The 25,041-nt window shown below is 72.6% G+C and carries 24 protein-coding genes and 1 tRNA gene; 16 read left to right on the top strand and 9 right to left on the bottom strand.

Features of this window, described 5'->3' with window-relative positions; genetic code table 11:
- The first annotated feature begins 140 nt into the window (after positions 1 to 140).
- The 4 genes from ABGB06_RS09450 to ABGB06_RS09435 all read left to right on the top strand — a co-directional run bounded on the left by ABGB06_RS09450 (position 141) and on the right by ABGB06_RS09435 (position 4,360).
- A complete protein-coding gene (locus tag ABGB06_RS09450; protein ID WP_347587237.1) occupies positions 141 to 1,163 on the top strand; it encodes an ATP-binding cassette domain-containing protein in 1,023 nt (340 codons plus the stop codon).
- Between the two features lie 202 nt (positions 1,164 to 1,365).
- Entirely contained in the window at positions 1,366 to 2,220 is an 855-nt protein-coding gene (locus tag ABGB06_RS09445) for an ABC transporter permease (RefSeq protein WP_347587235.1), read from the top strand.
- Positions 2,221 to 2,250: 30 nt separating this feature from the next.
- Positions 2,251 to 3,009: a phosphoglyceromutase gene (locus ABGB06_RS09440; protein ID WP_347587233.1), complete on the top strand. Its 759-nt coding sequence runs from the start codon at positions 2,251 to 2,253 to the stop codon at positions 3,007 to 3,009.
- Positions 3,010 to 3,070: 61 nt separating this feature from the next.
- Positions 3,071 to 4,360, top strand: coding sequence for a histidine kinase (locus tag ABGB06_RS09435; RefSeq protein WP_347587231.1), 1,290 nt, complete (start codon positions 3,071 to 3,073; stop codon positions 4,358 to 4,360).
- Positions 4,361 to 4,396: 36 nt separating this feature from the next.
- Here the strand turns inward: ABGB06_RS09435 and ABGB06_RS09430 are convergent, their stop codons facing one another.
- On the bottom strand, positions 4,397 to 4,567 hold the full coding sequence (locus ABGB06_RS09430) for a hypothetical protein (protein WP_347587564.1): 171 nt from the start codon (positions 4,565 to 4,567) through the stop codon (positions 4,397 to 4,399).
- A gap of 151 nt (positions 4,568 to 4,718) precedes the next feature.
- Entirely contained in the window at positions 4,719 to 5,399 is a 681-nt protein-coding gene (gene phoU / locus ABGB06_RS09425) for a phosphate signaling complex protein PhoU (RefSeq protein WP_347587229.1), read from the bottom strand.
- Between the two features lie 212 nt (positions 5,400 to 5,611).
- On the opposite strand from phoU, the gene ABGB06_RS09420 reads away from it, so the two are divergent.
- Together ABGB06_RS09420 and ABGB06_RS09415 are read left to right on the top strand one after the other, a co-directional pair.
- Complete coding sequence (locus ABGB06_RS09420; RefSeq protein ID WP_347587227.1) at positions 5,612 to 7,072, top strand: ATP-binding protein; 1,461 nt, start codon at positions 5,612 to 5,614, stop codon at positions 7,070 to 7,072.
- On the top strand, positions 7,069 to 7,749 hold the full coding sequence (locus ABGB06_RS09415; protein WP_347587225.1) for a response regulator transcription factor: 681 nt from the start codon (positions 7,069 to 7,071) through the stop codon (positions 7,747 to 7,749). Before ABGB06_RS09420 ends, ABGB06_RS09415 begins: the two co-directional genes overlap by 4 nt.
- Positions 7,750 to 7,847: 98 nt before the next feature.
- Here the strand turns inward: ABGB06_RS09415 and ABGB06_RS09410 are convergent, their stop codons facing one another.
- Positions 7,848 to 8,564 carry a DUF461 domain-containing protein gene (locus ABGB06_RS09410; protein WP_347587223.1) on the bottom strand — a complete coding sequence of 239 codons (717 nt, stop codon included), beginning with the start codon at positions 8,562 to 8,564 and terminating at the stop codon, positions 7,848 to 7,850.
- A 397-nt stretch (positions 8,565 to 8,961) separates the two neighbouring features.
- Between ABGB06_RS09410 and ABGB06_RS09405 the strand changes: the two genes are divergently transcribed.
- The 8 genes from ABGB06_RS09405 to ABGB06_RS09370 all read left to right on the top strand — a co-directional run bounded on the left by ABGB06_RS09405 (position 8,962) and on the right by ABGB06_RS09370 (position 17,313).
- Positions 8,962 to 9,444: a CarD family transcriptional regulator gene (locus ABGB06_RS09405; RefSeq protein ID WP_097233172.1), complete on the top strand. Its 483-nt coding sequence runs from the start codon at positions 8,962 to 8,964 to the stop codon at positions 9,442 to 9,444.
- 478 nt (positions 9,445 to 9,922) lie between these two features.
- The gene (locus ABGB06_RS09400; protein ID WP_347587221.1) at positions 9,923 to 10,744 is read left to right on the top strand and encodes a 2-C-methyl-D-erythritol 4-phosphate cytidylyltransferase; all 822 of its coding nucleotides are present in this window, start codon (positions 9,923 to 9,925) and stop codon (positions 10,742 to 10,744) included.
- Positions 10,734 to 11,279, top strand: coding sequence for a 2-C-methyl-D-erythritol 2,4-cyclodiphosphate synthase (gene ispF, locus ABGB06_RS09395; RefSeq protein WP_347587219.1), 546 nt, complete (start codon positions 10,734 to 10,736; stop codon positions 11,277 to 11,279). Before ABGB06_RS09400 ends, ispF begins: the two co-directional genes overlap by 11 nt.
- Positions 11,280 to 11,376: 97 nt before the next feature.
- Positions 11,377 to 12,780, top strand: coding sequence for a cysteine--tRNA ligase (cysS, locus tag ABGB06_RS09390; RefSeq protein WP_347587218.1), 1,404 nt, complete (start codon positions 11,377 to 11,379; stop codon positions 12,778 to 12,780).
- A 108-nt stretch (positions 12,781 to 12,888) separates the two neighbouring features.
- Entirely contained in the window at positions 12,889 to 13,845 is a 957-nt protein-coding gene (gene rlmB, locus ABGB06_RS09385; protein ID WP_347587216.1) for a 23S rRNA (guanosine(2251)-2'-O)-methyltransferase RlmB, read from the top strand.
- A gap of 103 nt (positions 13,846 to 13,948) precedes the next feature.
- Positions 13,949 to 15,577 carry a DoxX family membrane protein gene (locus ABGB06_RS09380; RefSeq protein ID WP_347587214.1) on the top strand — a complete coding sequence of 543 codons (1,629 nt, stop codon included), beginning with the start codon at positions 13,949 to 13,951 and terminating at the stop codon, positions 15,575 to 15,577.
- Between the two features lie 81 nt (positions 15,578 to 15,658).
- Positions 15,659 to 16,291, top strand: a complete 633-nt coding sequence (locus ABGB06_RS09375; RefSeq protein ID WP_347587212.1) for an RNA polymerase sigma factor — start codon at positions 15,659 to 15,661, stop codon at positions 16,289 to 16,291.
- Positions 16,288 to 17,313 (top strand): CU044_5270 family protein, encoded by a 1,026-nt coding sequence (locus tag ABGB06_RS09370; RefSeq protein ID WP_347587210.1) that lies wholly within the window; start codon positions 16,288 to 16,290, stop codon positions 17,311 to 17,313. The genes ABGB06_RS09375 and ABGB06_RS09370 overlap by 4 nt, the downstream gene beginning before the upstream one ends.
- On the opposite strand, the gene ABGB06_RS09365 is transcribed toward ABGB06_RS09370, so the two are convergent.
- The 4 genes from ABGB06_RS09365 to ABGB06_RS09350 form a co-directional block, all read right to left on the bottom strand.
- On the bottom strand, positions 17,310 to 18,068 hold the full coding sequence (locus tag ABGB06_RS09365; protein WP_347587209.1) for a nucleotidyltransferase family protein: 759 nt from the start codon (positions 18,066 to 18,068) through the stop codon (positions 17,310 to 17,312). The genes ABGB06_RS09370 and ABGB06_RS09365 overlap by 4 nt on opposite strands.
- Before the next feature lie 93 nt (positions 18,069 to 18,161).
- The gene (locus tag ABGB06_RS09360; protein WP_347587207.1) at positions 18,162 to 18,563 is read right to left on the bottom strand and encodes a hypothetical protein; all 402 of its coding nucleotides are present in this window, start codon (positions 18,561 to 18,563) and stop codon (positions 18,162 to 18,164) included.
- A 235-nt stretch (positions 18,564 to 18,798) separates the two neighbouring features.
- Entirely contained in the window at positions 18,799 to 19,935 is a 1,137-nt protein-coding gene (ugpC, locus tag ABGB06_RS09355; RefSeq protein WP_347587205.1) for a sn-glycerol-3-phosphate ABC transporter ATP-binding protein UgpC, read from the bottom strand.
- A 181-nt stretch (positions 19,936 to 20,116) separates the two neighbouring features.
- Complete coding sequence (locus ABGB06_RS09350) at positions 20,117 to 20,968, bottom strand: helix-turn-helix domain-containing protein (protein WP_347587204.1); 852 nt, start codon at positions 20,966 to 20,968, stop codon at positions 20,117 to 20,119.
- 103 nt (positions 20,969 to 21,071) lie between these two features.
- Between ABGB06_RS09350 and ABGB06_RS09345 the strand changes: the two genes are divergently transcribed.
- Complete coding sequence (locus ABGB06_RS09345; protein WP_347587202.1) at positions 21,072 to 21,779, top strand: SDR family NAD(P)-dependent oxidoreductase; 708 nt, start codon at positions 21,072 to 21,074, stop codon at positions 21,777 to 21,779.
- A 50-nt stretch (positions 21,780 to 21,829) separates the two neighbouring features.
- Positions 21,830 to 21,903: transfer RNA gene (locus ABGB06_RS09340), tRNA-Thr, on the top strand.
- Between the two features lie 816 nt (positions 21,904 to 22,719).
- On the opposite strand, the gene ABGB06_RS09335 is transcribed toward ABGB06_RS09340, so the two are convergent.
- Complete coding sequence (locus ABGB06_RS09335; protein ID WP_347587200.1) at positions 22,720 to 24,336, bottom strand: tyrosine-type recombinase/integrase; 1,617 nt, start codon at positions 24,334 to 24,336, stop codon at positions 22,720 to 22,722.
- Positions 24,333 to 24,992, bottom strand: a complete 660-nt coding sequence (locus ABGB06_RS09330; RefSeq protein ID WP_347587198.1) for a helix-turn-helix transcriptional regulator — start codon at positions 24,990 to 24,992, stop codon at positions 24,333 to 24,335. The genes ABGB06_RS09335 and ABGB06_RS09330 overlap by 4 nt, the downstream gene beginning before the upstream one ends.
- Between the last annotated feature and the right edge of the window lie 49 nt (positions 24,993 to 25,041).

The raw sequence follows: 25,041 nt of genomic DNA, 5'->3' as shown, positions 1-25,041 counted from the left end.
GCGCGGCGCCTCACGGACCAGAGTAATCAAGTTTGACTACTATCGCCGCCGAGGTTACCCTCCGGACTAATCAAATTTGAATAATCTCTCCGGCGATCAAGGGTGCCACCCACGGTCGCCGGTCGAAGGGAGTGGGGCCGATGCCGGACGCCATCGTCACCGCGTCGCTGACCAGGAGCTACGGGACGAAGCAGGCGCTCGCGGGCCTGGACCTGACCGTGCCGCGCGGCAGCGTGCACGGCCTGCTCGGTCCGAACGGCGCGGGCAAGACCACCGCCGTCCGCATCCTCACCACCCTGCTGCGGCCCACCTCCGGCCGCGCCGAGGTGGCCGGTCTCGACGTGACCCGCGACGCCGACCGGGTGCGGTACCGGATCGGGCTGCTCGGCCAGCACGCCGCCCTGGACGAGGAGCTCAGCGGGCGACAGAACCTCGACCTGTTCGGCCGGCTCTACCATCTCGGCGGCGCCGGGGCCGCCCGGCGGGCCACCGAACTGCTGGAGCGCTTCGACCTGGCCGACACCGGCGACCTGCCGGTCAAGCGGTACAGCGGCGGCATGCGGCGCCGGCTCGACCTCGCGGCCAGCCTCATCACCCTGCCCGAGGTGCTGTTCCTGGACGAGCCCACCACCGGGCTCGACCCGCGCGGCCGCGTCGAGGTGTGGCAGGCGATCCGCTCGCTGGCCGGCGGCGGCACCACCGTGCTGCTGACCACCCAGTACCTGGAGGAGGCCGACCAACTCGCCGACCGGATCTCGGTGGTCGACGCCGGCCGGGGGATCGCCGAGGGCACCCCCGACGAGCTGAAGGCCAGGCTCGGCGCCGACCGCATCGACGTGGTGGTGCGCGACGCCGCGGCGCTCGCCCGCGCCGCGGACCTGGTCGGCCGGGCCGCCGGCGGCCCCGACGGTCCGCGCGAGACCACGACCGACCCGGACCAGCGGCTGGTCAGCGCCACGGTCAACGACCGGATGGCCGCGCTCACCGGCACGGTGCGGGCGCTGTCCGAGGCGGGGATCGACGCGGAGGACATCGCCCTGCGCCGCCCCACCCTCGACGAGGTCTTCCTGCACCTCACCGGCTCCGGCGCGGGCCGGGAGGGCGTGGCCCGCGAGACGGCCGACCGGACCGCCGCGGGCGCGGCCACCGGTGACGCCCCCTGATCGTGGCCGGCCGAACGCCGCCGGCCCTGACCCGGAATCGATGGCTCCGCCAACGATCGCCGCCCGGCTCCGTCCGCCCGCGCGCCCCGACCCCGGACAGCTCCGGCGTTCCCGTTCCGCCCGCCCTCGCGGGCCCGCCGAACCCGTGGCCTGGCCAACGACCACCGACCGTCCGTTTTCCACCGTGAAAGGCGACTCGCGCATGACGAGCACCACAGCGGGACCCGGCGTCCCCGCCCCCGCATCCGCCCCCGCACCCGTTCCGCCGTCCCGGGCCCGTCGGGTCCTGGTCGACTCGCTCACCATGACCCGCCGCGGCCTGGCCCACTGGCGGCGCCAGCGCGTCGGGCTCGCCGTCGGGCTGGCGTTCCCCGTGATGATGCTGGTGATGTTCGCCTACTTCCTCGGCGGCGGCATGGCCGTCGAGGGCGGCGGCGACTACAAGGAGTACCTGGTCCCCGGCATACTCGCGCTCACCGTGGCGTTCGGCCTGGAGGGCACGATGGTGGCGCTGGCCCAGGACGTGAACCGGGGCGTGCTCGACCGCTTCCGCTCCATGCCCATCGCGCCCTCCTCCGTCCTCGTCGGGCGCAGTCTGCTCGACATGCTGGAGTCGACGGCCAGCATGGTGGTGCTGCTCTTCGCGGGCTGGGCCATCGGCTGGCGCTGGCACGACGGCCCCGTCGAGGCGCTGGCCGCCGTCGGACTGCTGCTGTGGCTGCGGTTCGCCCTGCTCTGGGCCGGCATCTACCTGGGCCTGCTGGCCGGCCGCCCGGAGCTGGTGCAGAGCGTCCAGATCCTGGTGTGGCCGGTCGCGTTCCTCTCCAACGCCTTCACCTCGCCGGACACGATGCCGGGGTGGATGGGCGCGATCGCCGAGTGGAACCCGATGTCCGCCACCGCCGCCGCGGCCCGCGACCTGTTCGGCAACCCCGGCTGGGGCGAGGGCTCCTGGCCCACCGAGAACGCCGTCGCGCTCGCCCTGGCCTGGCCGGCGCTGCTGCTCGCCGTCTTCGTGCCGCTGGCCGTCGGCCGCTTCTCGGCCCTCAACCGGTGACCGCCCTGGGCGCTCGTCTAGTCTCGGGACATGGCCGACGCACCGTACAAGCTGATCCTGCTCCGCCACGGCGAGAGCGAATGGAACGCGAAGAACCTGTTCACCGGCTGGGTGGACGTGAACCTCACGGAGAAGGGCGAGAAGGAGGCGGTCCGCGGCGGCGAGCTGCTCAAGGACGCCGGCCTGCTCCCCGACGTGCTGCACACCTCCGTGCTCAAGCGCGCCATCCGCACCGCGAACCTCGCGCTCGACGCCGCGGACCGCGGGTGGATCCCGGTGCACCGCCACTGGCGGCTGAACGAGCGGCACTACGGCGCGCTCCAGGGCAAGGACAAGGCCGCCACGCTGGCCGAGTTCGGCGAGGAGCAGTTCATGAAGTGGCGCCGCTCCTACGACACCCCGCCGCCCGAACTCGCGGACGGCGCCGAGTGGTCGCAGAGCGACGACCCGCGCTACGGCCTCATCCCGAGCGAGCTCCGTCCCCGCACCGAATGCCTGAAGGACGTGCTGGAACGCGCCCTGCCGTACTGGTACGACGCGGTCGTGCCGGACCTGACGGCCGGCCGCACCGTGCTGGTCGCCGCCCACGGCAACAGCCTGCGCGCCGTGGTCAAGCACCTGGACGGCGTCTCGGACGCGGACATCGTGGGCCTGAACATCCCCACCGGCATCCCGCTGCTCTACGAGCTGGACGCCGACTACCACCCGCTCACGCCCGGCGGCCGCTACCTGGACCCGGACGCCGCGAAGGCCGCGATCGAGGCCGTCAAGAACCAGGGCAAGAAGTAGTCGCCCACGTCCACAAAATAACCGTATGTGACGCCGCCCGGGTGCCCGTACGCTCGGACGCATGAGCGAGACGGTGGCCCCGGGCGGCCAGCCCGACGGCCGGGCGGGGTGGGAGCACCGCTGGCTGCTGCCCGGGGAACTGCTCGCCGGCCGCCGCCATCCGATCGACCGCAGCGGACGCGACTGGGTCGTCGACGTTCTGCTCTTCCTCTTCGCCGCGGGCCTGTGGGCGGTGATGACCGCCACCGCCGACCAACGCGACTACATCCCCGAGTGGATCCGGGCCGTCGACTGGCCGCTGGGCGCCCTCAGCTGCCTCGCGCTGTGGTGGCGCCGCCGCTTCCCGATGCTGCTGGCGCTCGCCATGGCGCCGATCGGGGCGCTCAGCGCCACCTTCATGGGTGCGCTCACCGTGGCCATCCTCAACCTCGGCATCCGCGTCCCCTGGCGCCCGGCCCTGCTGGCGCTCGGCCTGAACATCGCGGCGACCCTGCCGTACGTGGTGATCTTCAGCGTGCCGAACGAGGGCGGCTGGCTCGCCTGCGCCTTCGTGCTGGCCTACTACCTGTTCTTCTTCGCCTGGGGCGCCGGCATGCGGGCCAGGCGGCAGCTGGTGGCGCGGCTGCACGAGGACGCCGAACGGCAGCGCGTGGAGCACGCCAGGCGGCTGACCGACGCCCGCCGCACCGAGCGCGAGGCCATCGCCCGGGAGATGCACGACGTGCTCGCCCACCGGATCTCGCTGCTGTCGGTGCACGCCGGCGCACTGGCGTACCGGACCGGGCCGGCCGGCGTCGCCGCCCCGCTGTCGAGCCCCGAGATCAGCGACAGCGCGCAGCTCATCAGGGACACCGCCCACCAGGCCCTGGAGGAGCTGCGCGCGGTGCTGACCGTGCTGCGCGGCGGGACGCCGGCGACCACCGCGGGGGAGGCCGGCCGCCATCCGACCGAGGCCGGCCTGCCGCGGATCGCGGACATCACCGGGCTGGTGGCCGAGGCCGAGGAGGCCGGCCAGCGGGTCACCCTGGTGCGGCGGTACGACGCCGCCCTGGCCGACGCCCTGCGCGGCCAGGTGCAGCGCACCGTGTACCGGGTGGTCCAGGAGGGCCTGACCAACGCGCGCAAGCACGCGCCGGGCGAGGCGGTGGCCGTCACCCTGGAGGGACGGCCCGGGGACGGGCTCACCGTGCTGGTCCGCAACGCCCTGCCGGACGGCACCACGCCGGCCGAGATCCCCGGCGCCGGCGCGGGGCTGGCCGGCCTGGAGGAGCGCGCCGTGCTGGACGGCGGCACGCTGCGCCACGGAGCCGACGGCGGCGCCTTCGAGCTCCACGCACGCCTGCCGTGGTGACCAGGCCCCGTCCTGGGCGCCGCCGCCCGTTCGACGTCAGCCGCAGTTGCCGCCGCACTGGCAGGCGCCGCCGGACTGGCAGCCGCAGCCGCAGCCCTGTCCGCAGCCACAGCTGCCGAGCAGCGGAAGGGAGAGCGGACGGCGCTCGGCCGGAGCCTGCGGGGCGGGGGCGGATATCGGGGTGCGGGATTCGGGTGCGGCAGCCACGGGACCTCCTGGGCGACGGGTGTCGATGCGTCCACCCCCATCGATGCCCGGGGCTCGCGACACTGTCAACGGCGTGCGGCGGGGCGCGCGGGAGCACGACGGCCGCGGCGGGCCCCGACCGCCCGCCGCCGCTGTCGCCGGCGTGCGCCGTCTACGAGGTGGCCTCCGGCTCCGGCTCGGGCTCGAACTCGTCCGCGTGCTCGCCGGTCACCAGGAACACCACGCGACGGGCGATCGACACCGCGTGGTCGGCGAAGCGCTCGTAGTAGCGGCCCAGCAGCGTCACGTCCACCGCGGTCTCGACGCCGTGGTTCCACCGGTCGTCCATCAGGTGCCGGAACAGGGTCCGGTGCAGCGAGTCCATCTCGTCGTCGTCGTGCTCCAGCTGCATCGCCAGCTCGATGTCCTTGGTGATCAGCACCTCGGTGGCCTTGGCCATCAGCCGCTGCGCGAGCTGCCCCATCTCCAGGATCGTCGCCTGCAGGTCCCGCGGCACCGCCGAGTCCGGGAACCGCAGCCTGGCCACCTTGCCCACGTGCTGCGCCAGGTCGCCGCAGCGCTCCAGGTCGGCGCTCATCCGCAGGCTGGTGACCACGATCCGCAGGTCGGTGGCCACCGGCTGCTGGCGGGCGAGCAGCGCGATCGCGCTGTTCTCCAGGTCCCGCTGCATGTCGTCGACCCGCGCGTCCCCCTCGATCACGCTCTCCGCCAGCTTCAGGTCCGCGTCCAGCATGGCCGTCGTGGCCCGGCCTATCGCGGATCCGACGAACCGCGCCATCTCGACCAGGCTGTCGCTGATCGCGTCAAGCTCCTCGTGATACACGTCGCGCATGACTTTCCCTTCTCGCGCCTCGCCCAGATAGCCCACTCGGCCGTTTCGGCGGCCGTATCTATCAAGGTCTATCAAGCTTCGCGCAGAAAGCAGCCGCATCCGCCCGGTCAAGTGAATGGTCGTAGTCGCCAAGGTGAACTCTCGCGGGCGGCCGGACGAGCATCTCCAGTCACCTCTGTGGCCCACGGGCGAGCCCCGCCTAACCTGAGGATATGGACGTGAACGCGGCGGTCGCCGCGGTGGCCGCGATCGCCGGGGTGTGTACCGGTGTCATCGCCATGCTGGCCTTCCGGGTCAGCGAGCGCGAACGCACGCGTCCCCTGCGCACCCCCCTCACCATGGACGTCGCCCTGCCGCCCGGCGTCGACACCGTGCTGTCCGTGCTGCGCTCCTCCGCCGTGGTGCTCGACGAGAGCGACGGCGTGGTGAAGGCCAGCTCGGCCGCGTACGCGCTGGGCCTGGTGCGCGGCGGCCGGCTGGCGGTCGAGCCCATGCTGACCATGGCCCGCGACACCCGCAGGGACGGCGAGATACGGCAGATCGAGCTGGACCTGCCCCGACGCGGCAAGCGCCCGCAGGGCCGGGGCGACGTGCTCGCCGTCTCCGCCCGCTCCGCGCCGCTGGGCTCCCGGCTGGTGCTGCTGCTGGTCGAGGACCTCACCGAGGCCCGCCGCATCGAGGCGATCCGGCGCGACTTCGTGGCCAACGTCAGCCACGAGCTGAAGACCCCGGCGGGCGCCCTGTCGCTGCTCTCCGAGGCGGTGCTGGACGCCGCCGACGACCCCGAGGCGGTCACCCGCTTCGCCGGCCGGATGCAGAACGAGGCCACCCGCCTGACCAATCTCGTGCAGGAGCTGATCGACCTCTCCCGGGTCCAGGACAACGACGACATGCTCAACCACGCCGAGCTGGTCACCGTGGACGAGCTGGTCACCGAGGCCATGGACCGCTGCCGGCAGCAGGCGAGCAGCAAGCAGATCACCATGGCCTCCGGCGGCACCAGCGGCGTCGAGGTCTGGGGGAACCGCGGCCAGCTCGCCGCCGCCCTCGGCAACCTGGTCGAGAACGCCGTGAACTACAGCCCCTCGCACACCCGGGTGGCCATCGCCGCGGCCCGGGTCTCGGCCCCGAGCGGCGAGATGGTGGAGATATCCGTGACCGACCAGGGCGTCGGGATCCCGGAGAACGACCGGGAGCGCATCTTCGAGCGCTTCTACCGGGTCGATCCGGCGCGGTCCCGCGCCACCGGCGGCACCGGCCTCGGCCTCGCCATCGTCAAGCACGTGGCCGCGTCACACGGCGGCGAGGTGCAGGTCTGGAGCGCCGAGGGCCAGGGGTCTACCTTTACGCTGCGGCTGCCGGAGCCCGGCAGCGCGCTGGAGCGTCAGCAGGCGGCCCGCCGCAAGCGCGACGGGCTCGGCGGCACGCTCCACGAACCGGCGGAGTTCCCCGAGCTTCCCGACCCCGGCGAGGAGGACGCCGATCCTGACCCCGGCACCTCCCGCCGGGTGCCCCGGTCGATCCGGCGCCCCGAGGCGGCGCACGCCCGTGCCGCCGGCCGCATCCCCGACGTCCCCCGTCCCACCGACGTCCCCGAAGCCGCGGACATCGCCGACACCCCTGCCCCCAACACCACCCGCACCAACGATCCTGCCCGGGAGGTCCTCCCGTGACCCGAGTGCTCGTCGTCGAGGACGAGGAGTCGTTCAGCGACGCTCTGTCGTACATGCTCCGCAAGGAGGGCTTCGAGGTCGCCATAGCGGCCACCGGCCCCGAGGGGCTGGACGAGTTCGAGCGCAACGGCGCCGACCTGGTGTTGCTCGACCTGATGCTGCCCGGCCTGCCGGGCACCGAGGTGTGCCGCCAGCTGCGGGGCCGCTCGAATGTGCCGGTCATCATGGTGACCGCCAAGGACAGTGAGATCGACAAGGTGGTCGGCCTCGAGATAGGAGCCGACGACTACGTGACCAAGCCGTTCTCCTCGCGGGAGCTGGTGGCGCGCATCCGCGCGGTGCTGCGCCGACGCGGGGAGTCGGAGGAGGAGAGCCCGGCCGCCCTGGAGGCGGGTCCGGTCCGGATGGACGTGGACCGGCACGTGGTCACCGTCTCCGGCCGCAAGGTGGACCTGCCGTTGAAGGAGTTCGACCTGCTGGCGATGCTGCTGCGCAACGCCGGACGGGTGCTGACCCGGATGCAGCTGATCGACCGGGTCTGGGGCGCGGACTACGTCGGCGACACCAAGACGCTCGACGTGCACGTCAAACGGCTGCGCGCCAAGATCGAGCCGGATCCGGGTGCCCCGCGGTACCTGGTCACCGTGCGCGGTCTCGGCTACAAGTTCGAGCCGTAACCCGCGACCCGCGGGCGGCGGAGCGTGCGTGGGGCATCCCCTCGGGGGTGCCCCACCGCCATGCCCGGGCCGGCGCGGAACGCCTGCTCGTCAGACGCCTACTCGGTGGCCTCGTCCGTGGCCTCGCCGGTCGCGCCGTCGGTGGTCCCGTCCGTGCTGCCGTCGGTCGCCTCGTCGGTCGCGCCGTCCGTGGCCTCCTCGTCGGTGGCCCCGTCCGTCGCCTCACCCGTCGCCTCGTCCGTCGACCCGTCCGTGGCGTCGGCGTCCGAGGTGTCCGTCGGCGTCGGCTCGGCCGTCGGGGTCGGACCCCATTCGGCGTAGTGGTCGAAGCCGTCCGAGTCGCCCACCACCCGGGCGTAGAGGGTGATGCCGCCGGTCTCGCTCAGGTCGAAGACCAGGTGCTGCGCGTTGCCGAGCGCGACGCCACCGGCGGCCGCGTCCTGGATCAACGCGGAGGCGTTGCCCTCGCCGCCGAGCGCGAGCTCACCGCCCGCCGGGATCACGACCCCGGTCTCGCCCTCGGCCGGCGCCAGCTCCACCGTCTCGCCGGTGCCCGGCAGCCGGATGGCCTCCAGGGTCTGGTCGTCGGCGCCGTTGTTGAACAGCCGGGCGGTGATCCCGGCAATGCCGTCGCCGTCCTCGGGCATGATCACGATGACGTTCTGGACCTTGATGTCCTCGACCTCGGCCCAGGCGTTGTCGGGTCGGACCTCGTCGGTCGCGGCGTTGTGGCCGGCGCCGCAGGCCGCCAGCGCGGTGATGGGGAAGGCGATCACGGCCGCGGCGAGGACACCGCGTCGAAGGCTGCTGCTCACGGCGGCGGCATCTCCTCAGACAGCAGGGCGGGCCGACTGGTACCCGTCGGCCCGGCGGGAAGATCTCAGCGGGCACAGCGTACCCAGCGCCCCCCGAACGCCCTCACCCACCCCACCGGGGGACGCTCGCCGCGCGGGCCATTCCGACAAACATGACAAAACGGACGGATGCTCTCGTCGTGTCGAACTTCTCGGCGTTCGCCTTCGTGTTGATCAATGGAGTTCCGGGTTCCGCAATCCCCGCTCCCACCTGCGGATACCCACCCCTCGAGCGTTCGCGAAGCACGGGAAGGGCGCCCTTGTCAACCCCCAAGAGGCGGTCTGACCTGCGAAAACGCCATTCAAAGGGCCGTGCCTCCGTGTTACCCTGGAAAGCCACGGAAGGGGTACCTGTCACATGACGTTCAAGGTTGGCGACACCGTGGTCTATCCCCATCATGGGGCCGCGCTGATCGAGGCCATCGAAACTCGACAGATTAAAGGCGTGGACAAGACCTACTTGGTACTGAAGGTCGCGCAAGGCGACTTGGAAGTGCGCGTGCCGGCAGAAAACGCCGAACTCGTTGGCGTGCGCGATGTAGTCGGGCAGGACGGTCTTGACCGCGTCTTCGAGGTGCTGCGCGCACCCTACGCGGAGGAGCCGACCAACTGGTCCCGCAGGTACAAGGCGAACCTCGAGAAGCTGGCCTCCGGCGATGTCATCAAGGTCGCCGAGGTGGTCCGCGATCTGTGGCGCCGGGAGCGCGAGCGTGGCCTGTCGGCAGGCGAGAAGCGCATGCTGGCCAAGGCTCGGCAGATTCTGGTGAGCGAGCTGGCCCTCGCGGAGAGCACGAACGAGGACAAGGCCGAGTCGCTGCTCGACGAGGTTCTCGCATCCTGACCGGCCGCACTCCGATCATTCTCTCGGCGATCATGCGGTCGGTGATCACACAAGTGGCGCGGAGCCGTCACCTCCCGGATGGTCACCCGTCGAGCAACCGTGCCATGGCGACCCGTCCACACTCACCGTTATCCGTCTCGCCGTTATCCGTCTCGGCCGTGGTGTGGCAGAAGCGCCAACGCGGCGGTCACACTGCGAACGTGTGCCTCCGGCGCTATCCGATGACGAGCATCACCACCATGTGACCTCGTGCACAACCTGCCGCAGCGCCCGAGGGCGTTCACCTGTCTGTCCTTGGTGTGCTGCTGCCAGTTGGCGCTGCGAATGGTACCTATCGTTCTCTGAAGCGTGCCGGGCCCGTGTACGCCCGCAATGAGGCCGCGACCGGCTTGTCACGGAAGGGACCGATCGGTGTCGTACCCGGCACGCTGAGGCCATACCCAATACCGCCCTGGAAACAAACCTGTACTCCTCACAGATGTCAGACACCACACACCCCCGTGGCCGGCCGCGCACCGCGGCGGTCATTCCGGCGGCCGGCCGCGGGGTGCGGCTCGGCCCCGGAGCGCCGAAGGCGCTCCGCCAGCTGAACGGCACCCCGATCCTGGTGCACGCGGTGCGTGCCATGGCGCAGGCCCGGGAGGTGTCCCTGGTCGTCGTCGTGGCGCCGCCCGCCGAGGTGGCGAGCGTCCGGCTGCTGCTCGACGAGTACCCGCCGCTCTCCGCCGCCGTCACCATCGACCTGCTCGTGGTGCCCGGCGGCCGGAGCCGCCAGGAGTCCGTGCGCGCCGGCCTGGAGGCGCTTCCCGAGGACGTGGCCGTGGTGCTGGTGCACGACGCGGCCCGCCCGCTGGTCCCGGTGGAGACCGTCGACGCGGTGGCCGCGGCCGTGCTGGCCGGGGCGCCCGCCGTGGTCCCCGCGCTGCCGCTGGCCGACACGGTCAAGCAGATCGCCGCGCCGAGCCGGGAGGGCGAGCCCGAGGCGGTGCTCGCCACCCCCGACCGGTCCCTGCTGCGCGCGGTGCAGACCCCGCAGGGCTTCGACCGCGCGACGCTGCTGGCCGCGCACCGCAGGCTGGCCGCCGACCAGGCCGCGGCGGAGGCCGGCAGCGGGAAGCCGGTCCCGGCCGAGAACGCGGGCGACGAGGGCGCCACCGACGACGCCGGCATGGTGGAGCGGCTCGGCGTCCAGGTGCTTCTGGTGCCCGGGCACGAGGAGGCGTTCAAGGTGACCCGCCCGCTCGACCTGGTGCTCGCCGAGGCGGTGCTCGCCCGCCGGCGGAAGACCGATGGCTTCTAGCCCGCCGCCCGCGGGTCCGCCCGAGCCCGCCGAACCGGCCGAGCCCGGCGGATCCCGTGTCGCGGCACCCCGGATCGGCGTCGGCACCGACGTGCACGCCTTCGCCCCCGGCCGGCCGCTGTGGTGCGCGGGCCTGCACTGGCCCGCGGCCGAGCAGGGCCTGGCCGGCCACTCCGACGGCGACGTCGCCGCGCACGCCGCCTGCGACGCGCTGTTCTCCGCCGCCGCCGTCGGCGATCTCGGCGCGCACTTCGGCACCGACCGTCCCGAATGGTCCGGCGCGTCCGGCGTCGCGCTGCTCACCGAGGCGGCCCGGATCGTCCGCGAGGCGGGCTTCGAGATCGGCAACGTGGCCATCCAGGTGATCGGCGTTCGTCCGAAGATCGGCACCCGGCGCGTCGAAGCGCAGCGGGTGTTGTCCGAGGCGGTGCGCGCCCCCGTGTCGGTTTCCGGCACCACCACCGACGGCCTCGGCCTCACCGGCAGGGGAGAGGGACTCGCGGCGATCGCCACGGCGCTCGTGCTGCCGCGCTGACCGGCGGCCCACGGTGCGAGCGGCCCCCGAAACCCAACTGAGCGGCCCCGCGCCCAGGGGAGGGCGCGGGGCCGCTCACGCCCACTACTCTTGACGCGTGACCCTACGCCTGTACGACACCAGCGCCCGGCAGATCCGTGACTTCCACCCGCTCCAGCCGGGTCGCGTCTCGATCTACCTGTGTGGCGCGACCGTCCAGGCGCCGCCGCACATCGGCCACATCCGCTCGGGCCTCAACTTCGACATCCTCCGCCGCTGGTTGAGCTATCGCGGCTTCGACGTGACGTTCATCAGGAACGTCACGGACATCGAGGACAAGATCATCGCCAAGAGCGGCGAACAACAGCGCCCCTGGTGGGCCATCGGCTACGAGAACGAGCGGGCGTTCGGCGAGGCGTACGCCACCCTCGGCTGCCTGCCGCCGAGCTACGAGCCGCGCGCCACCGGTCACGTGCCGGAGATGGTCGAGATGATGCGCACCCTGATCGCCCGCGGCCACGCGTACCCGGCCGACGGCAACGTCTACTTCGACGTGCGCAGTTACGCGGACTACCTGTCCCTGTCCAACCAGGACCTGGACCATCTCCTGCAGCCCGCGGGCGAGGGCGAGACCGGAAAACGCGACCCGCGCGACTTCGCCCTCTGGAAGGCGGCCAGGCGCGGCGAGCCCGACTGGGAGTCGCCGTGGGGCCGCGGCCGCCCCGGCTGGCACCTGGAGTGCTCGGCCATGGCCCACAAGTACCTCGGCAGGGCGTTCGACATCCACGGCGGCGGTATCGACCTCGTCTTCCCGCACCACGAGAACGAGATCGCCCAGTCACGCGCGTTCGGCGACGACTTCGCGGCCTACTGGATGCACAACGCCTGGGTCACCATGTCCGGCGAGAAGATGAGCAAGTCCCTGGGCAACTCCGTGCTGGTCTCGGAGATGGTGAAGCGCTGGCGTCCGCTGGTGCTGCGGTACTACCTCGGCACCCCGCACTACCGCTCCACCATCGAGTACAGCGAGGAGGCGGTGCTGGAGGCGGAGGCCGGGTTCAACCGGATCGAGGGCTTCCTGCACCGCGCCGTCGAGCAGGCGGGGGCCGTCGAGCCCGCCGCCGCGGTGCCGGAGGAGTTCGCCGCCGCGCTGGACGAGGACCTCGGCGTGCCGCACGCCCTGGCCACCGTGCACACCACCGTGCGCCAGGGCAACGCCGCGCTGGCCGAGGGCGACAAGGAGTCCGCCGCCGCGCTGGCCGCCCAGGTCCGGGGCATGCTCCAGGTGCTCGGCATGGACCCGCTGGACCCGCACTGGTCCGGCGCGACGGCCAGCGGCGCCCGGGGCCGCCGCGACCTGACCGACGTGGTCGACGCCCTGGTCGGCCTCGTCCTCGACCAGCGCCAGGCGGCCAGGCAGCGCAAGGACTACGGCACGGCGGACGCCATCCGCGACGAGCTGCAGGCGGCCGGCCTGGTCATCGAGGACACCCCCAACGGCCCCCGCTGGGAGCTCGGTTAGCCGCCGACCGTCCGCGGTCCGACCGACCGGCCCACCGAGCACCGGCACACGAGCACCGGCCCGGCTTCCCCGCCCGGCCGACACCGAGACCTAAGGATTCACCACCCCATGCCAGGCAACAGCCCGCGCCCGAACCGGCGCAAATCGCAGAAGAAGGGCGCCCTCAAGGGCAGCGGCGGACAGCGCCGCAAGGGGCTCGAGGGCAAGGGCCCCACGCCCGCCGCCGAGCAGCGCACGGGCCACGCCAAGCAGCGGGCCGCCCAGGTCAGGGCCCGCCGGCAGAGCGGTCGCCCGGGGGGCGCCACCGGGGCCCGTCGCACGGCCTCCGAACTCGTCGTCGGCCGCAATCCGGTCGTCGAGGCGCTGCGCGGCGACGTCCCCGCCACCACGCTGTACGTGCAGCAGTTCCTGGAGAGCGACGACCGGGTCACCGAGGCGGTGCGGCTCGCCATGGAACGCGGCGGGGTGCATCTCCTGGAGGCGCCCCGGATGGAGCTCGACCGGATCACCGGCGGCCTCAACCACCAGGGCCTGGCGCTGCAGATCCCGCCCTACGAGTACGCCCACCCGGACGACCTGACGGCGGCCGCGTACGACGCCGGCCAGCAGCCGTTGATCGTGGCGCTCGACGGGGTCACCGACCCGCGCAACCTGGGTGCCGTGGTGCGCTCGACCGCGGCGTTCGGCGGACACGGCGTGGTGGTGCCGGAGCGGCGGGCCGCCGGGATGACCGCGGGGGCGTGGAAGGCGTCGGCAGGCACGGCGGCGCGCACGCCGGTGGCGCGCGCCACCAATCTCACGCGCGCGCTCCAGGCGTACCAGAAGGCCGGCCTGATGGTCGTCGGCCTGGCCGCGGACGGCGACGCCGAGCTGACCGAGCTCGACGTGCTCGCCGACCCCGTCGTGATCGTCGTCGGCAGCGAGGGCAAGGGGCTGTCCCGGCTGGTCGGAGAGGTCTGCGACATCCGGGCCAGGATCCGGATGCCGGGCGCCGCGGAGTCGCTCAACGCGGGTGTGGCCGCCGGCATCGTGCTGCACGAGGCGGCGTCCCGCCGGCGCGGCTGAGCCGGGCCCGGGCCGACCCCGGCCCGCCCGCGCCGGCTTGACGGACCGCGGACAGACTTTGCCGGGGTCAAGGCAGTGTCTTAAACCACTGTCACTCGGTTAGATGAGTGTGGACACCAGAACACCCCATGGCCCCTCGTTGAACGAGCCGGTGCTGAACATGGTCAAGGTGCCGTGCGACCCCGCCCAGGTGGTCGTGAACCACGCGAGCTTCCGGGTAGTGCTGCCCCCCAGTTCGCCCCATGCCTGGGGGCACCGGCCGGGCCCGCAGGTCCTGGGGGACACCGGGCGCGGCGCCGACGCGCTGGCGTCGCTGCTGCCCCGGATCCCGGCGGCGGCGCGCCGCCGCCGGCCGCTGGTGTGGTCCGGGCGCAGCACGCCGGGCGATCCGGGGGCCAGCACCCTGCTGCAGGCGGTGCGCACCGCGGGGGTGGCCGACCGGCTGGCCGACTCCGGCATCACCGCCACGCAGGTGCTGCCTCGGGTCCGCCCGGCGGAGCCCGACCCGCACGGCGGGTACCACGACCTCGGGGCGGCCGTCATCGGCCCCCGCTCCCCGGCCCCCGAGGAGAGCACCGAGCCCCCGGTCATGGTCGGGGAGCCGACGGATTCCGACCGCCCGGGAGGGGCGCGGTCGGGGCGTCGGGGCCACGCCCGGGGGCGTGGTCAGGGGGGCCGGCAGGCGTTCTATCCGGGCCGCCGGATGAGCCTCGGCGTGGTGCTGTTGCCGCTGCGCGTCCTGCTCGGCTTCATCTCGCTCTACGCCGGCATGGGCAAGCTCACCGACCCGGTGTACTTCGACGGCGGCGAACGCGGCTCGCTCTCCTCCTGGTTGCACGGCCTGGAGCCGTGGTCGGCCGCCGCCCCGCTGCACGACTGGGCGCTGGCCCACCCGGTGGGCGCCGGCCTGTCCGTCGCGTTCACCCAGCTCGTCGTCGGCGTGCTGACCGTCTTCGGCCTGTGGCAGCGGCTGGCCGCCGCGCTCGGCGCCGCGCTCTCCCTGGCGCTGCTGGTCACCGTCAGCTGGCAGCACGGTCCGGCGTACGACACGCCGGACGTCATCCTGCTCGCCGCGTGGAGCCCGCTGCTCATCGCCGGCGCCCCGGTCTACTCGCTGGACGCCCGGCTCGCCGGCGAGGCCTGGCGCACCCTCGGGCCGCGCGCCCCGCTGTCCGAGCTGCGCCGCCGGGTGCTGCGCCGCGGCTCCGCGCTGTCCGCGCTGCTGCTGGGCTCGGCGCTGCTCATCGGCTCGATGCTGGGCAGCGCCGTGCGCTCCTCGCAGCTGCCGCAGCTGCCCGAGCCGGGCGAGCCGCCGGTCAACCACCTGCCGGGCGAGCAACTGCCCGAGGACGAGGCGCGCGACGAGTCCACCGGATCGCCCAGCGCCGACCCCGCCCAGGACGCCGAGCAACGGGCGAAGGAGGGCGGGGCGACCGCCGGCGAGGAGACCTCGCGGCCGGAGTCGGACACGGCCGTGACCGACGAGGGCGTGCCCGTCGTCGGCGGGACCGGCGGTTCGGGCGACGAGTCCTACCAGCAGACGCCCACCACCGAGCAGACCGTGCCGGCGCCGCGGCAGTCCGCGCCCGAGGCCGAGGAGTACACCCCGCAGGAGGAGACGGCACCGCCCGCCGACCTGGGCACCGGCGAGTCCGCACCCGAGGAGAGCGCCCCGACGGACGAGGGCGACGACGGCGGCAGCCTCGGCACCATCGGAGGCCTGCTCGACTGACCGCCCGCGGCGGGCTGGCACGGCTGACACGATGTGACCGGCGTCATGGGAACCTCTCCCCGGCGCCGGACAAGGCTCACCGTGGAATCACCATCGACGCACGCCCGCCTCCGGGCCGGTGACCCGGAGGCGTTCCGGGAGCTGTTCGCCGCCCACGCGCAGCTGGTCTACGGATACGCGGCCCGCGCCACCGGCGATCTCGCGCTGGCCGAGGACGTCGTCTCGCTGACCTTCCTGGAGGCCTGGCGGCTGCGCGAGCGGCTCAACGACGCCTGGGACAGCCCGCGCCCCTGGCTGATGGGCATCGCGGTCAACGTGCTGCGCAACACCAGCCGCGCCAGGCGCCGGTACGCGCGGGCGATGGCCCGGCTGCCTCCTCGGCCGCCGGTGCCCGACCTCGCCGACGAGGTGGTCGACCGGGCGGCCGACGCGGAGCGCCTCGCGGCGGCGCGGCGGGCGCTGGGCAGGCTCAGGCCGGCGCACCGCGAGGTGTTCATGCTCTGCGTCTGGTCCGGCCTCGGCTACGCGGAGGCCGCCGCGGTGCTGGGCGTCCGGGTGGGCACGGTGCGCTCCCGGCTGTCCCGCACGCGGGACCGGCTCCGCACGCTCACGGAGGAGGAGCTCGCCCGGCCGGAACCGCCCGGCGGGCGCGGACAAGTGGGGGGTGGTCGCCGGCTCTCGGCGATCCGGTCGAACCAGGAGGGACTCCGATGATCCGCAACCTCTGGCAGGTACGGCGCTCGCCGGCCGGCCGCGAGGAACTCGCGGCCCTGCTGCCCGCCCCGGACGAACCGGTGCTCCCTCCCGACCGTCGCCTGCACATCGAGGAGCACCTCATGCGCGAACTGACGCTGGAACAGGACACCCGGCAGGAGTCCGCACTCCCCGCTGCCGCCCCGCCCCGGCGCCGCAACCGCCGCCTGGCCCTCGTCGCGGCGCCGCTGGCGGTCGCAGTGGCCGCCGGTGTGGGCGTGGTCGTCCAGTCCTCGGAGGGCGACGGCGGGACCGCGACCGCGCCGGCCGCCGGGCCACTGACCCTGGCCCAGGCCATCGACCGCATCGCCCTGACGGCCCTCGAGCAGCAGCTGCCGGTCCCGGGGCCCGACGAGTTCGTGTATCTCGAGAGCCGGATCGGCCGCCAGTCCGAAGGCGGCCCGGACGGTGGGCTGGCCCCGGCGGACGAACTGCACCGCCTGGAGACGTGGCTGTCGCCGGACGGGCAGGAGGGTTGGCTCATCGAGCAGTACCCCGAGCCGGCGAACGACCAGGAGGCCGAGATCGGCGGCGGGACACCCGGCCTGATCAACCCCTCGTACGACTTCCTCGCCTCCCTGCCCACCGACCCCGACGCGCTGCTCGACCTGATCTACGAGGACGGCTGGGGGGAGGGCATCGGCCCGGACCAGCGGGCGTTCGACACGATCGGCCGCCTGCTGCGCGAGCACCTGGTGCCGCCCGAACTGGCAGCCGCGCTGTTCCGGGCGGCGGAGCGGATCCCGGGTGTGTTCCTCGACGAGGACGTGACCGACGCCGCCGGGGAGCCGGCCTTCGCGGTGGCCCGAGCCGAGGACAACCTGCGCATCGAGTTGATCTTCGACGAGGAGAGCTTCGCGTATCTCGCCGAACGGGTCGTGATGGTGGAGGACGGTTCGCCGCGCACCAGCCCTGGCACGACCATCCGCTACTTCGGCTTCGTCCGGGTCGCGATCGTCGACGAGCTGCGGGAGCGGCCCTAGGACGGGGGTTCGGAGCCCACCGAGGCGGCGAGCTCCCTGGCCGCCTCGGTGAGGTCCTTGGCCGTGTCGATGGCCCGCCAGTACGCGCCCTGCGGGATGGGGAAGCCGGCCAGCCGGCGCTCCCTGGCCAGCCGGGGGAAGGTGGCCCGCTCGTGGTCGCCCTGGTCCGGCAGCAGCCCGGCGAACCCGGCGGCGAAGACGTAGACGCCGGCGTTGATGAGGTACGGCGACGGCGGCGCCTCGATGAAGTCGAGGACGTGCCCGAAGCGGTCGGTCTCGACCGCGCCCCAGGGGATGCTCGGGCGGGCCAGGGCGAGCGTGGCGGCGGCGTCCCGTTCGGCGTGGAAAGCGGCCATCTCGCGCAGCGAGAACCGGGTCCAGATGTCCCCGTTCGTGGCGTACCACGGCTCGTCGGGACGCGGCAGCGCGGCGGCGGCGTACTTCAGGCCGCCGCCGCGGCCCAGCGGCTGGCTCTCCACCACGGTGCTGACCCGCAACGGCAGGTCGGCGCCGGCCAGCCACTTCTGCAGCACCTCGGCGAGGTGTCCGCAGGAGATCACCACGTCGGTGACGCCCTCGGCGGCCAACCAGTTCAGCTGGTGGCCGACGATGGGCGTCCCGGTGCCGGGGATCTCCACCATCGGCTTGGGCCGGTCGTCGGTGTACGGCCGCAGCCGGGAGCCCTGGCCCCCGGCCAGAATCACGGCCTGCGAGGGCTGCGCGGGCTGCGGCGCGTATCGCGGAACGTCACTCATGCCCGCAGCCTAGAGCCTTCCGAGGCCGCGTTCGGCCAGACGTCCGAACCCGTCGCCCGGGCCGCGGCCCGAGGCGCCCGCGACCGGCGCCCGTCAGTGCGCCGCGGCGACGCCCGCGGCGAACGACGTGTCGCACACGGGGCGGGCGTGCTGCTGGGCGCGCACGGCGCTGCCGTACTTCTCCACGGCGGCCTCGCCCAGAGTTCGCGCGATCTCGTCGCAGTGTGGCGCCATCGAGGGCTCGTCCCGCATGGCCTCCTGGAGCTGGGTCAGGGCGGCGGTCGGGTCCTGCTGCCGCAGGGTGGTGAGGAGCCGCTCGGTGAGCGCCTCCTGCGGCGTCTGCGGCTTCTGCTGCGCGGCGGAGGCCAGCACCGGATCCTCAGCCGGGAGGCCGGCCCATGGCACCCGGGCGACGGCCAGCGTCCCCGACAGCACCACGAGAACCGGGAGGACGATGGCGAGCGTTCTGCCGATGCGGCGGATGGTCTGAATCACTGGAAATCTTCCTCGCGTGACGGTTGAGAACTGGCGGTTGGCTCAGTTCACTCAGCCTGGGGGCACGTTGATCGTAGCGAGGAGTAGCGACGTGGTGACATCAAGCCACTCGTGCGGGTGAGAATAGGTCGTGATTTTCGAATTCGGTGTTGACGCGCAGAGGGCCGGTCCTCCGCCACATGTGCGGAGGACCGGCCCTCACGATCGCTGAGCGACGTGTCGTGGACCGCCCGGGTCAGTCGCTGAGGCGCTCGCCCGTGCTGGTGGAGAACACGTGGGTCTCGCCCGGGTGCGGGATCACGTTGAGCGTGGCGCCCTTCTCCGGGATGTCCCGGCCGCCGACGCGGATGACCAGGTCCTTGACCTCGCCGCCGACCTCGGCGGTGCCGTAGACGTACGCGTCCGCGCCGAGCTCCTCGACCACGTTGACCGTGACCGCGAGGCCGGCCGACTGGCCCGCGTCCGCCTTGGCCAGCGAGTCGGCCTCGCCGCCGTTGCCGTTGACCACGTTGAAGTGCTCGGGCCGGCAGCCCACCACCACGGCGGTGTCGCCCTTGCTCTGGGCCTCGGTGAGCGCGGTGCGCTCCACCGGGACCACGCTGTTGCCGAACTTCACGCCGCCGTCGGTGATCGGCACCTCGATCAGGTTCATCGCCGGGGAGCCGATGAAGCCCGCGACGAAGAGGTTGTTCGGGCGGTCGTACATGGCGCGCGGGGTGTCCACCTGCTGGAGCAGGCCGTCCTTGAGCACCGCCACCCGGTCGCCCATGGTCATGGCCTCGACCTGGTCGTGCGTGACGTAGACGGTGGTGACGCCCAGCCGGCGCTGCAGGCCGGCGATCTGGGTACGGGTCTGGACGCGGAGCTTGGCGTCCAGGTTGGACAGCGGCTCGTCCATGAGGAACACCTGGGGCTCACGGACGATCGCGCGGCCCATCGCGACACGCTGCCGCTGACCACCGGAGAGCGCCTTCGGCTTGCGGTCCAGGTACTCGGTGAGGTCGAGGATCTTGGCGGCCTCCTCGACCTTGGCCCGGATGTCCGCCTTGTTCACGCCGGCGATCTTGAGCGCGAAGCCCATGTTCTGCGCGACGGTCATGTGCGGGTACAGCGCGTAGTTCTGGAACACCATCGCGATGTCCCGGTCCTTCGGCGGCAGGTGGGTGACGTCACGGTCACCGATGTGGATCGAGCCTCCGTTGACGTCCTCCAGGCCCGCGAGCATCCGCAGGGAGGTGGACTTGCCACAGCCGGAGGGGCCGACCAGTACGAGGAACTCGCCGTCCTCGATCGCGATGTCGAGCTGGTCGACGGCGGGGACCTCGGAACCCGGGTAGATCCGGGTCGCCTTGTCATAGGTGACCGTTGCCATGTCCTCTTGTCTCCTTCTACCGGCAGGAACGTGCCGGACGATCCGAGTAGGAAGGTTGCAGTGCCCACACAGGTGAGCTGGGTGGAACCTAACTCGTGGAGATAACGTTTGTCACGAGCCTGAGCCAACGAACACGCACGGTGGGTACTCGAATGCACCCACGATCGACCACGCTGCGTGTTTATCCGGTCGAGGCGAACCGCGCCAGGCGTTCCAGCCGCTCCAGCCGCTCCGCGTCGGGAGTGCCCGGCTCGGCCGTGTAGACCATGAGGCGCAGGTCGCCGCCCGCCACGCTGAGCACGTCGCAGTCCAGCGTCACCGGACCCACCGCCGGGTGGTCGACGGTCTTGCGCGCGGCCTCGTGCCGGCCGACCGCGCCCGCGTCCCACAGCTCCGCGAACCGGTCGCTGCCCGCCCGCAGCTCCGCGACCAGGTCCCGCAGCCGCGGATCGGCCGGGTACCGGCCCACGGTGGCGCGCAGGTCGGCGACCTGCGCCGCCTCCAGCGCCCGCCTGGACTCGGGGGTGTGCCGGACCCGGGTGCCCGGGCCGAGGAACGTGCGCCACACGCCGTTGCGCTCGTGGCCGCGCCAGCCGGACGGGTCGCCCATCAGCGCCGCGTACATCGGGTTGGCGAGCAGCAGCGTCCAGGCCGCGTCGTACACCCCCACCGGGGTGCCGGCCAGCCGGTCCAGCATCCGCCGCACGCCCGGCGTGACGCGGTCGGGCACCGTGCCCGGACCCGGCGGGTCGAGCCCGGCCAGCCGGAACAGGTACCCGCGCTCGTCCGTGGACAGCCGCAGCGCGCCGGCCAGCGCCTCGACGACCTGGGCCGACGGGTTGGTCGCCCGGCCCTGTTCGAGGCGGGTGACGTAGTCGACGGAGATGCCCGCCAGCAGCGCCAGCTCCTCGCGCCGCAGCCCGGCCGCGCGGCGGTGATCGCCGACCCGCAGCCCCGCGCTCCCGGGCGCGACCCGGTCACGCCAGCGCCGTACCGCCCTGCCGAACTCCGTGCCGAACCCCGCCGTGGTCATCCCGCCCAGTGTGCACCCGCCGGCCTCACTCCTTCCTGGTACCGGCGGTACCAGGAAGGAGGGACGGCTGGCAGGCCGCGCCGCCCGGCCGCACGGTGGAGACATGACAGCGACACTGATCACCGGGGCGAACAAGGGCCTCGGCTTCGAGACCGCCCGCCGCCTCGTCGCCGCCGGCCACACCGTGTACGTCGGCAGCCGGGACGCGGAGCGCGGGCGCCAGGCGGCCGAACGGTTGGGCGCCAGGACGGTCCAGCTCGACGTCACCTCCGACGCCTCCGTGGCGGCCGCCGCGGCGACCATCGAGGCCGACGGCGGCCTGGACGTCCTCATCAACAACGCCGGCATCGAGGGCCGCCGCCCCGACAACAGCATCATCGGCGCCGCGGACGAAACCGCCGACCAGATGCGTCACCTCTTCGAGACCAACGTCTTCGGCACGGTGCGCGTCACCCACGCCTTCCTGCCGCTGCTCCGCCGCTCCGCCGCCCCGGTCGTGGTCAACCTCAGCAGCGGCCTCGCCTCCCTCACCCGGATCACGGACCCGACCGACCCGACGCACGGCTACCCGGGCATCGCCTACCCGGCGTCGAAGACCGCGGTCAACATGATCACCGTGCAGTACGCGAAGGCGTTCCCGACCATGCGCATCAACGCGGTGGAGCCCGGCTTCACCCGGACCGACCTGAACGGCAACACCGGCGTCCAGACCGTCGAACAGGGCGCGGAGATCATCGTCCGCATGGCCCAACTCCCCCCCGACGGCCCCACCGGCGGCTACTTCGCCACGGACGGCCCCCTCCCCTGGTAAGCCCCCGTGTACGCTGGACCCGCCTCAGCAGCCCTTCGGCTGCCAGTGCTGCCGCCTTAGCTCAGTTGGCCAGAGCAACGCACTTGTAATGCGTAGGTCGTCGGTTCGAATCCGACAGGCGGCTCCGCCAGGCCCAGGCCAACATCCCGCTGACCTGGGCTTTTCTCAAGACACCGGCGGTTCGCCGGCTATTCGGGCTCCGCCCTGAGCCGCTCCTGAAGGCCGCCGGTGGACAACCGGTGGACAAACGTGCATCGGGCGTGCACGGGGGTGGCCAGCGGCGCGATGTGCGGCAAGCTGCTGCATTGTGGAAACCGGACAAAGCGTCGTCGTGGGGCAGCGGCAACTGATGACTGGTGGAGGCCGGCATCAGACGACTCGGGCCCGGGGCCACGGGACCCTGTACACCCCGTGCCGGATACCGATACGGGGGGACGTCGTCGTGTCTCAGACGTGGTCGTTTTCCTTGACCGAGGTGACGAATGCCTGCCAGCCGTCGGCTGGGAAGACGAGCTTGTTCTGTCTTCTCCGAGCCGCGCCGAACTGAAGACGGCGCCTGCGTAGCGCTGGGTGGCGTCACGCGTGATGTAACCCGCGCGGCCACTATCCCGGGCCACGGCCACGGCTACAACGGAGCTGAGCCACGTCTGCGCAGTGCGGCGGTGGTGGGCGGCCTACGTGATCGCCCGTCACCCGACTCTCCCGCCATGCGAATGACCGTGAGTGCTGGCTACGGCGGACAGGCAGGCGGGTGGGGGAGAGGCGGCCACCGGCCGGCCGCCGGGTGGGTGGCGTCCTGCCAGCCGGGCGCAGGGACTGCGCCGCGGTAGGGGCCGACCGGCGGTGCCGGGTACAGGTGGCGCGCACCCCGCTTCGCGGGGCCTGCGGGCGGCGCCCGCGCCGTGACCATCCGCGCCACCGCCGGACGACTCCCAGCCCTTCAGGCCGAGCGCTCCGCGTCTGTTTCAGGGCCCTGGCGGGGTGAAGACAGGCGGCTCGGCTGGCGGGGGAGGGTGGGTGTTGCGGAGTCGTTGGCTCGTGTGGGGTGCCTGCGGGCTCGGGGGACGAGTTGGACGACCTTTTCGGCGGCGTCGCGGGCGAGGTCGTCTAGGACGGCTTGGTAGATGTCGCGGGTGATGCGGGTGTCGGAGTGGCCGAGGGTTTCGGAGACGACCTTGATGTCGATGTCGGCGGAGAGCATGAGGGTGGCGGCGACGTGGCGTAGGTCGTGGAGGCGGATCGGTGGTAGGCCGGCGGCTGCCACCCGGCGTTCGAAGAGGTCGGAGACCTTGCCTGGGTGGAGCAGGGAGCCGTCTTCCTGGGTGAAGATGCGGCCGGTGTGCTGCCAGCCGTCGCCCCAGATGAGTCGCTCGCGTGCGTGCCGTGCCTTGAGGCCGAGGAGGAGCTGGGCCGTTTCGTCGTCGAGGGCGACGATGCGCACGCCGTGGTCGGTCTTGGGGGCGCCCTCGTAGATCTCCCAGCCGTCCTGCACGAGCTGGGTGGCGATGGTCAGGGACTGCGCGGCGACGGAGTGATCGACCCAGCGCAGGCCGCAGGCTTCACCGCGACGCAGCCCGCGGAACGCGATCAGCCGCCAAAGGAGGTGAAGGCGATCCTCGGCGACGAAGTCGAGGAAGTGGCCGGTCTGCTGGGGAGTCCAGACCATGACCGGCGAGGGCCGCTGGCCGGTCTGCTGCCAGTGTTCGATCCGCTCGTCGGTCCAGACGAGGGCCTTGGGCTTGGTGCCCGGCAGCAGTTCCGCATGTGCCGCTGGGTTGAAGTTCGGCATCACCTGCTGGGCGATGGCGACGTTAAGTGCGGCGCGCAGGGTGTCGCGGATGTGCTTCTGCGTGTTCGGGCCGGTGATGCGCCGGAACGGTGGCATGGCGTCGAGCTGGGCGGTGAGCCACTTCCGTCGTGCGCGGTTCTCGGCTCCCTTGAACGGAGTGGCGGCCAGCTCGTCGCGCACCGCGCGCCGTTGGGCGTTCTGCTCCTGGATCTCGATGTTGTGCTCGTTGATGGCGTCGAACATCGCGTCGAGGTGGTGGACGCGCAACTTGTCCAGCCGTAGGTGGCCCAGGTGGGGCTTGAGGTGGATGCGGATGTCGCATTCGTAGCGTGCGGCTCCGCTACGGCGGAGACGCTTGCGTCCGGCCAGCCAGGTGTCGAGCCATTCGGCGAGGGTCGTCTTGGAGCCGAGCGGTTGCCCGGCCTGGAAGCGGCGGCGAGTCTCGTCGTAGCCCGGCAACCGGGCCTTGGTGTTGAGACAGTTCTCGATGAGGTCACTGATCTGGGTCCTGCCCCAGGCGTCGTCCTCCTCGGGCAGCGCTAGGAGCGCGCGGACCTTGTCCAGCTCCTCCTGAGCCCTGGCGGCAGTGTCGAAGCCACCGCGACGGAAGCGACGACGGCGACCGTCCTGTCCCGGCTCCAGTTCCTGGAAAACGGTCCAGGTGCCATGTCGGCGGGAACTCTTCAACTTCGGACAGGCAGCCCCGTAGTCCTTCCCCGTGGCGGGATCCGTGCACCGGCAGCGTCGGGAGATCGATCCGTTCTTCACTCGTAGACCTCCTGGACTTCCTGGGGCTCGACCTCATCGACGAGGGTCAGCTCCTCGGGCAGGGCCGGCGGCACGAGGGCGCGCTCGCGCATTCGGTCGCGGTAGGCGCGAAGTTCCCGCCGGTCCTCGGCGGCGTGCTGCTCGTAGGCGGCGGCGCGTTCCAGCAGGGCGGTTCGGCGGAGGGGGGCCGACGTGGTGGTCGCCGCTCGTCGCCGTTCCCTGGCGAGGGCGCTGGATGACAGCGCGGCGGCCACGAGGTCGCCGTGGGTGCGGAAGGCGTCGAGCACCTCGCGCGGGCTTCCTTCCGGGGGTGGTTGGGCGATGGGTGTCTCGCCCGTGAACCAGGCGAGGGCGTCCCAGGTGGAGACCGTCTTCCCCGGAAGGAGTTCCGTCGTGGCGGCTGTGCCGAGGGGGAACAGAAGGGAGACCGCGGGGGTCTGCAGCACGTCGGCGAGGACGAGGAAGTCCGTGATGGCCATGCTCGCCCTGCGGCCGGACTCCAGGTTCTTGATGGTCTGCTCGGTGATCTCTGCCATGCCGCGCTCCATCGCGCCTTGGGCAACATCGGCCATGGTCAGACCGGCACTCCGGCGGGCCTCCCGCATCCGACGGGCTACGCCTGCGGTGAAGGCTGCTGGCCACTGATCGGGGTTCATGGCGGCACGTTATGCGGCCAAAAGGTGCGGCCGTGATGTTGTGGTACCT

This window comes from Streptomyces sp. B6B3 (assembly GCF_039871525.1).
GTDB lineage: Bacteria > Actinomycetota > Actinomycetes > Streptomycetales > Streptomycetaceae > Streptomyces.
The sequence above is the reverse complement of the archived record's forward strand: the minus strand, read 5'-3'. Positions and strand labels throughout refer to the sequence as shown.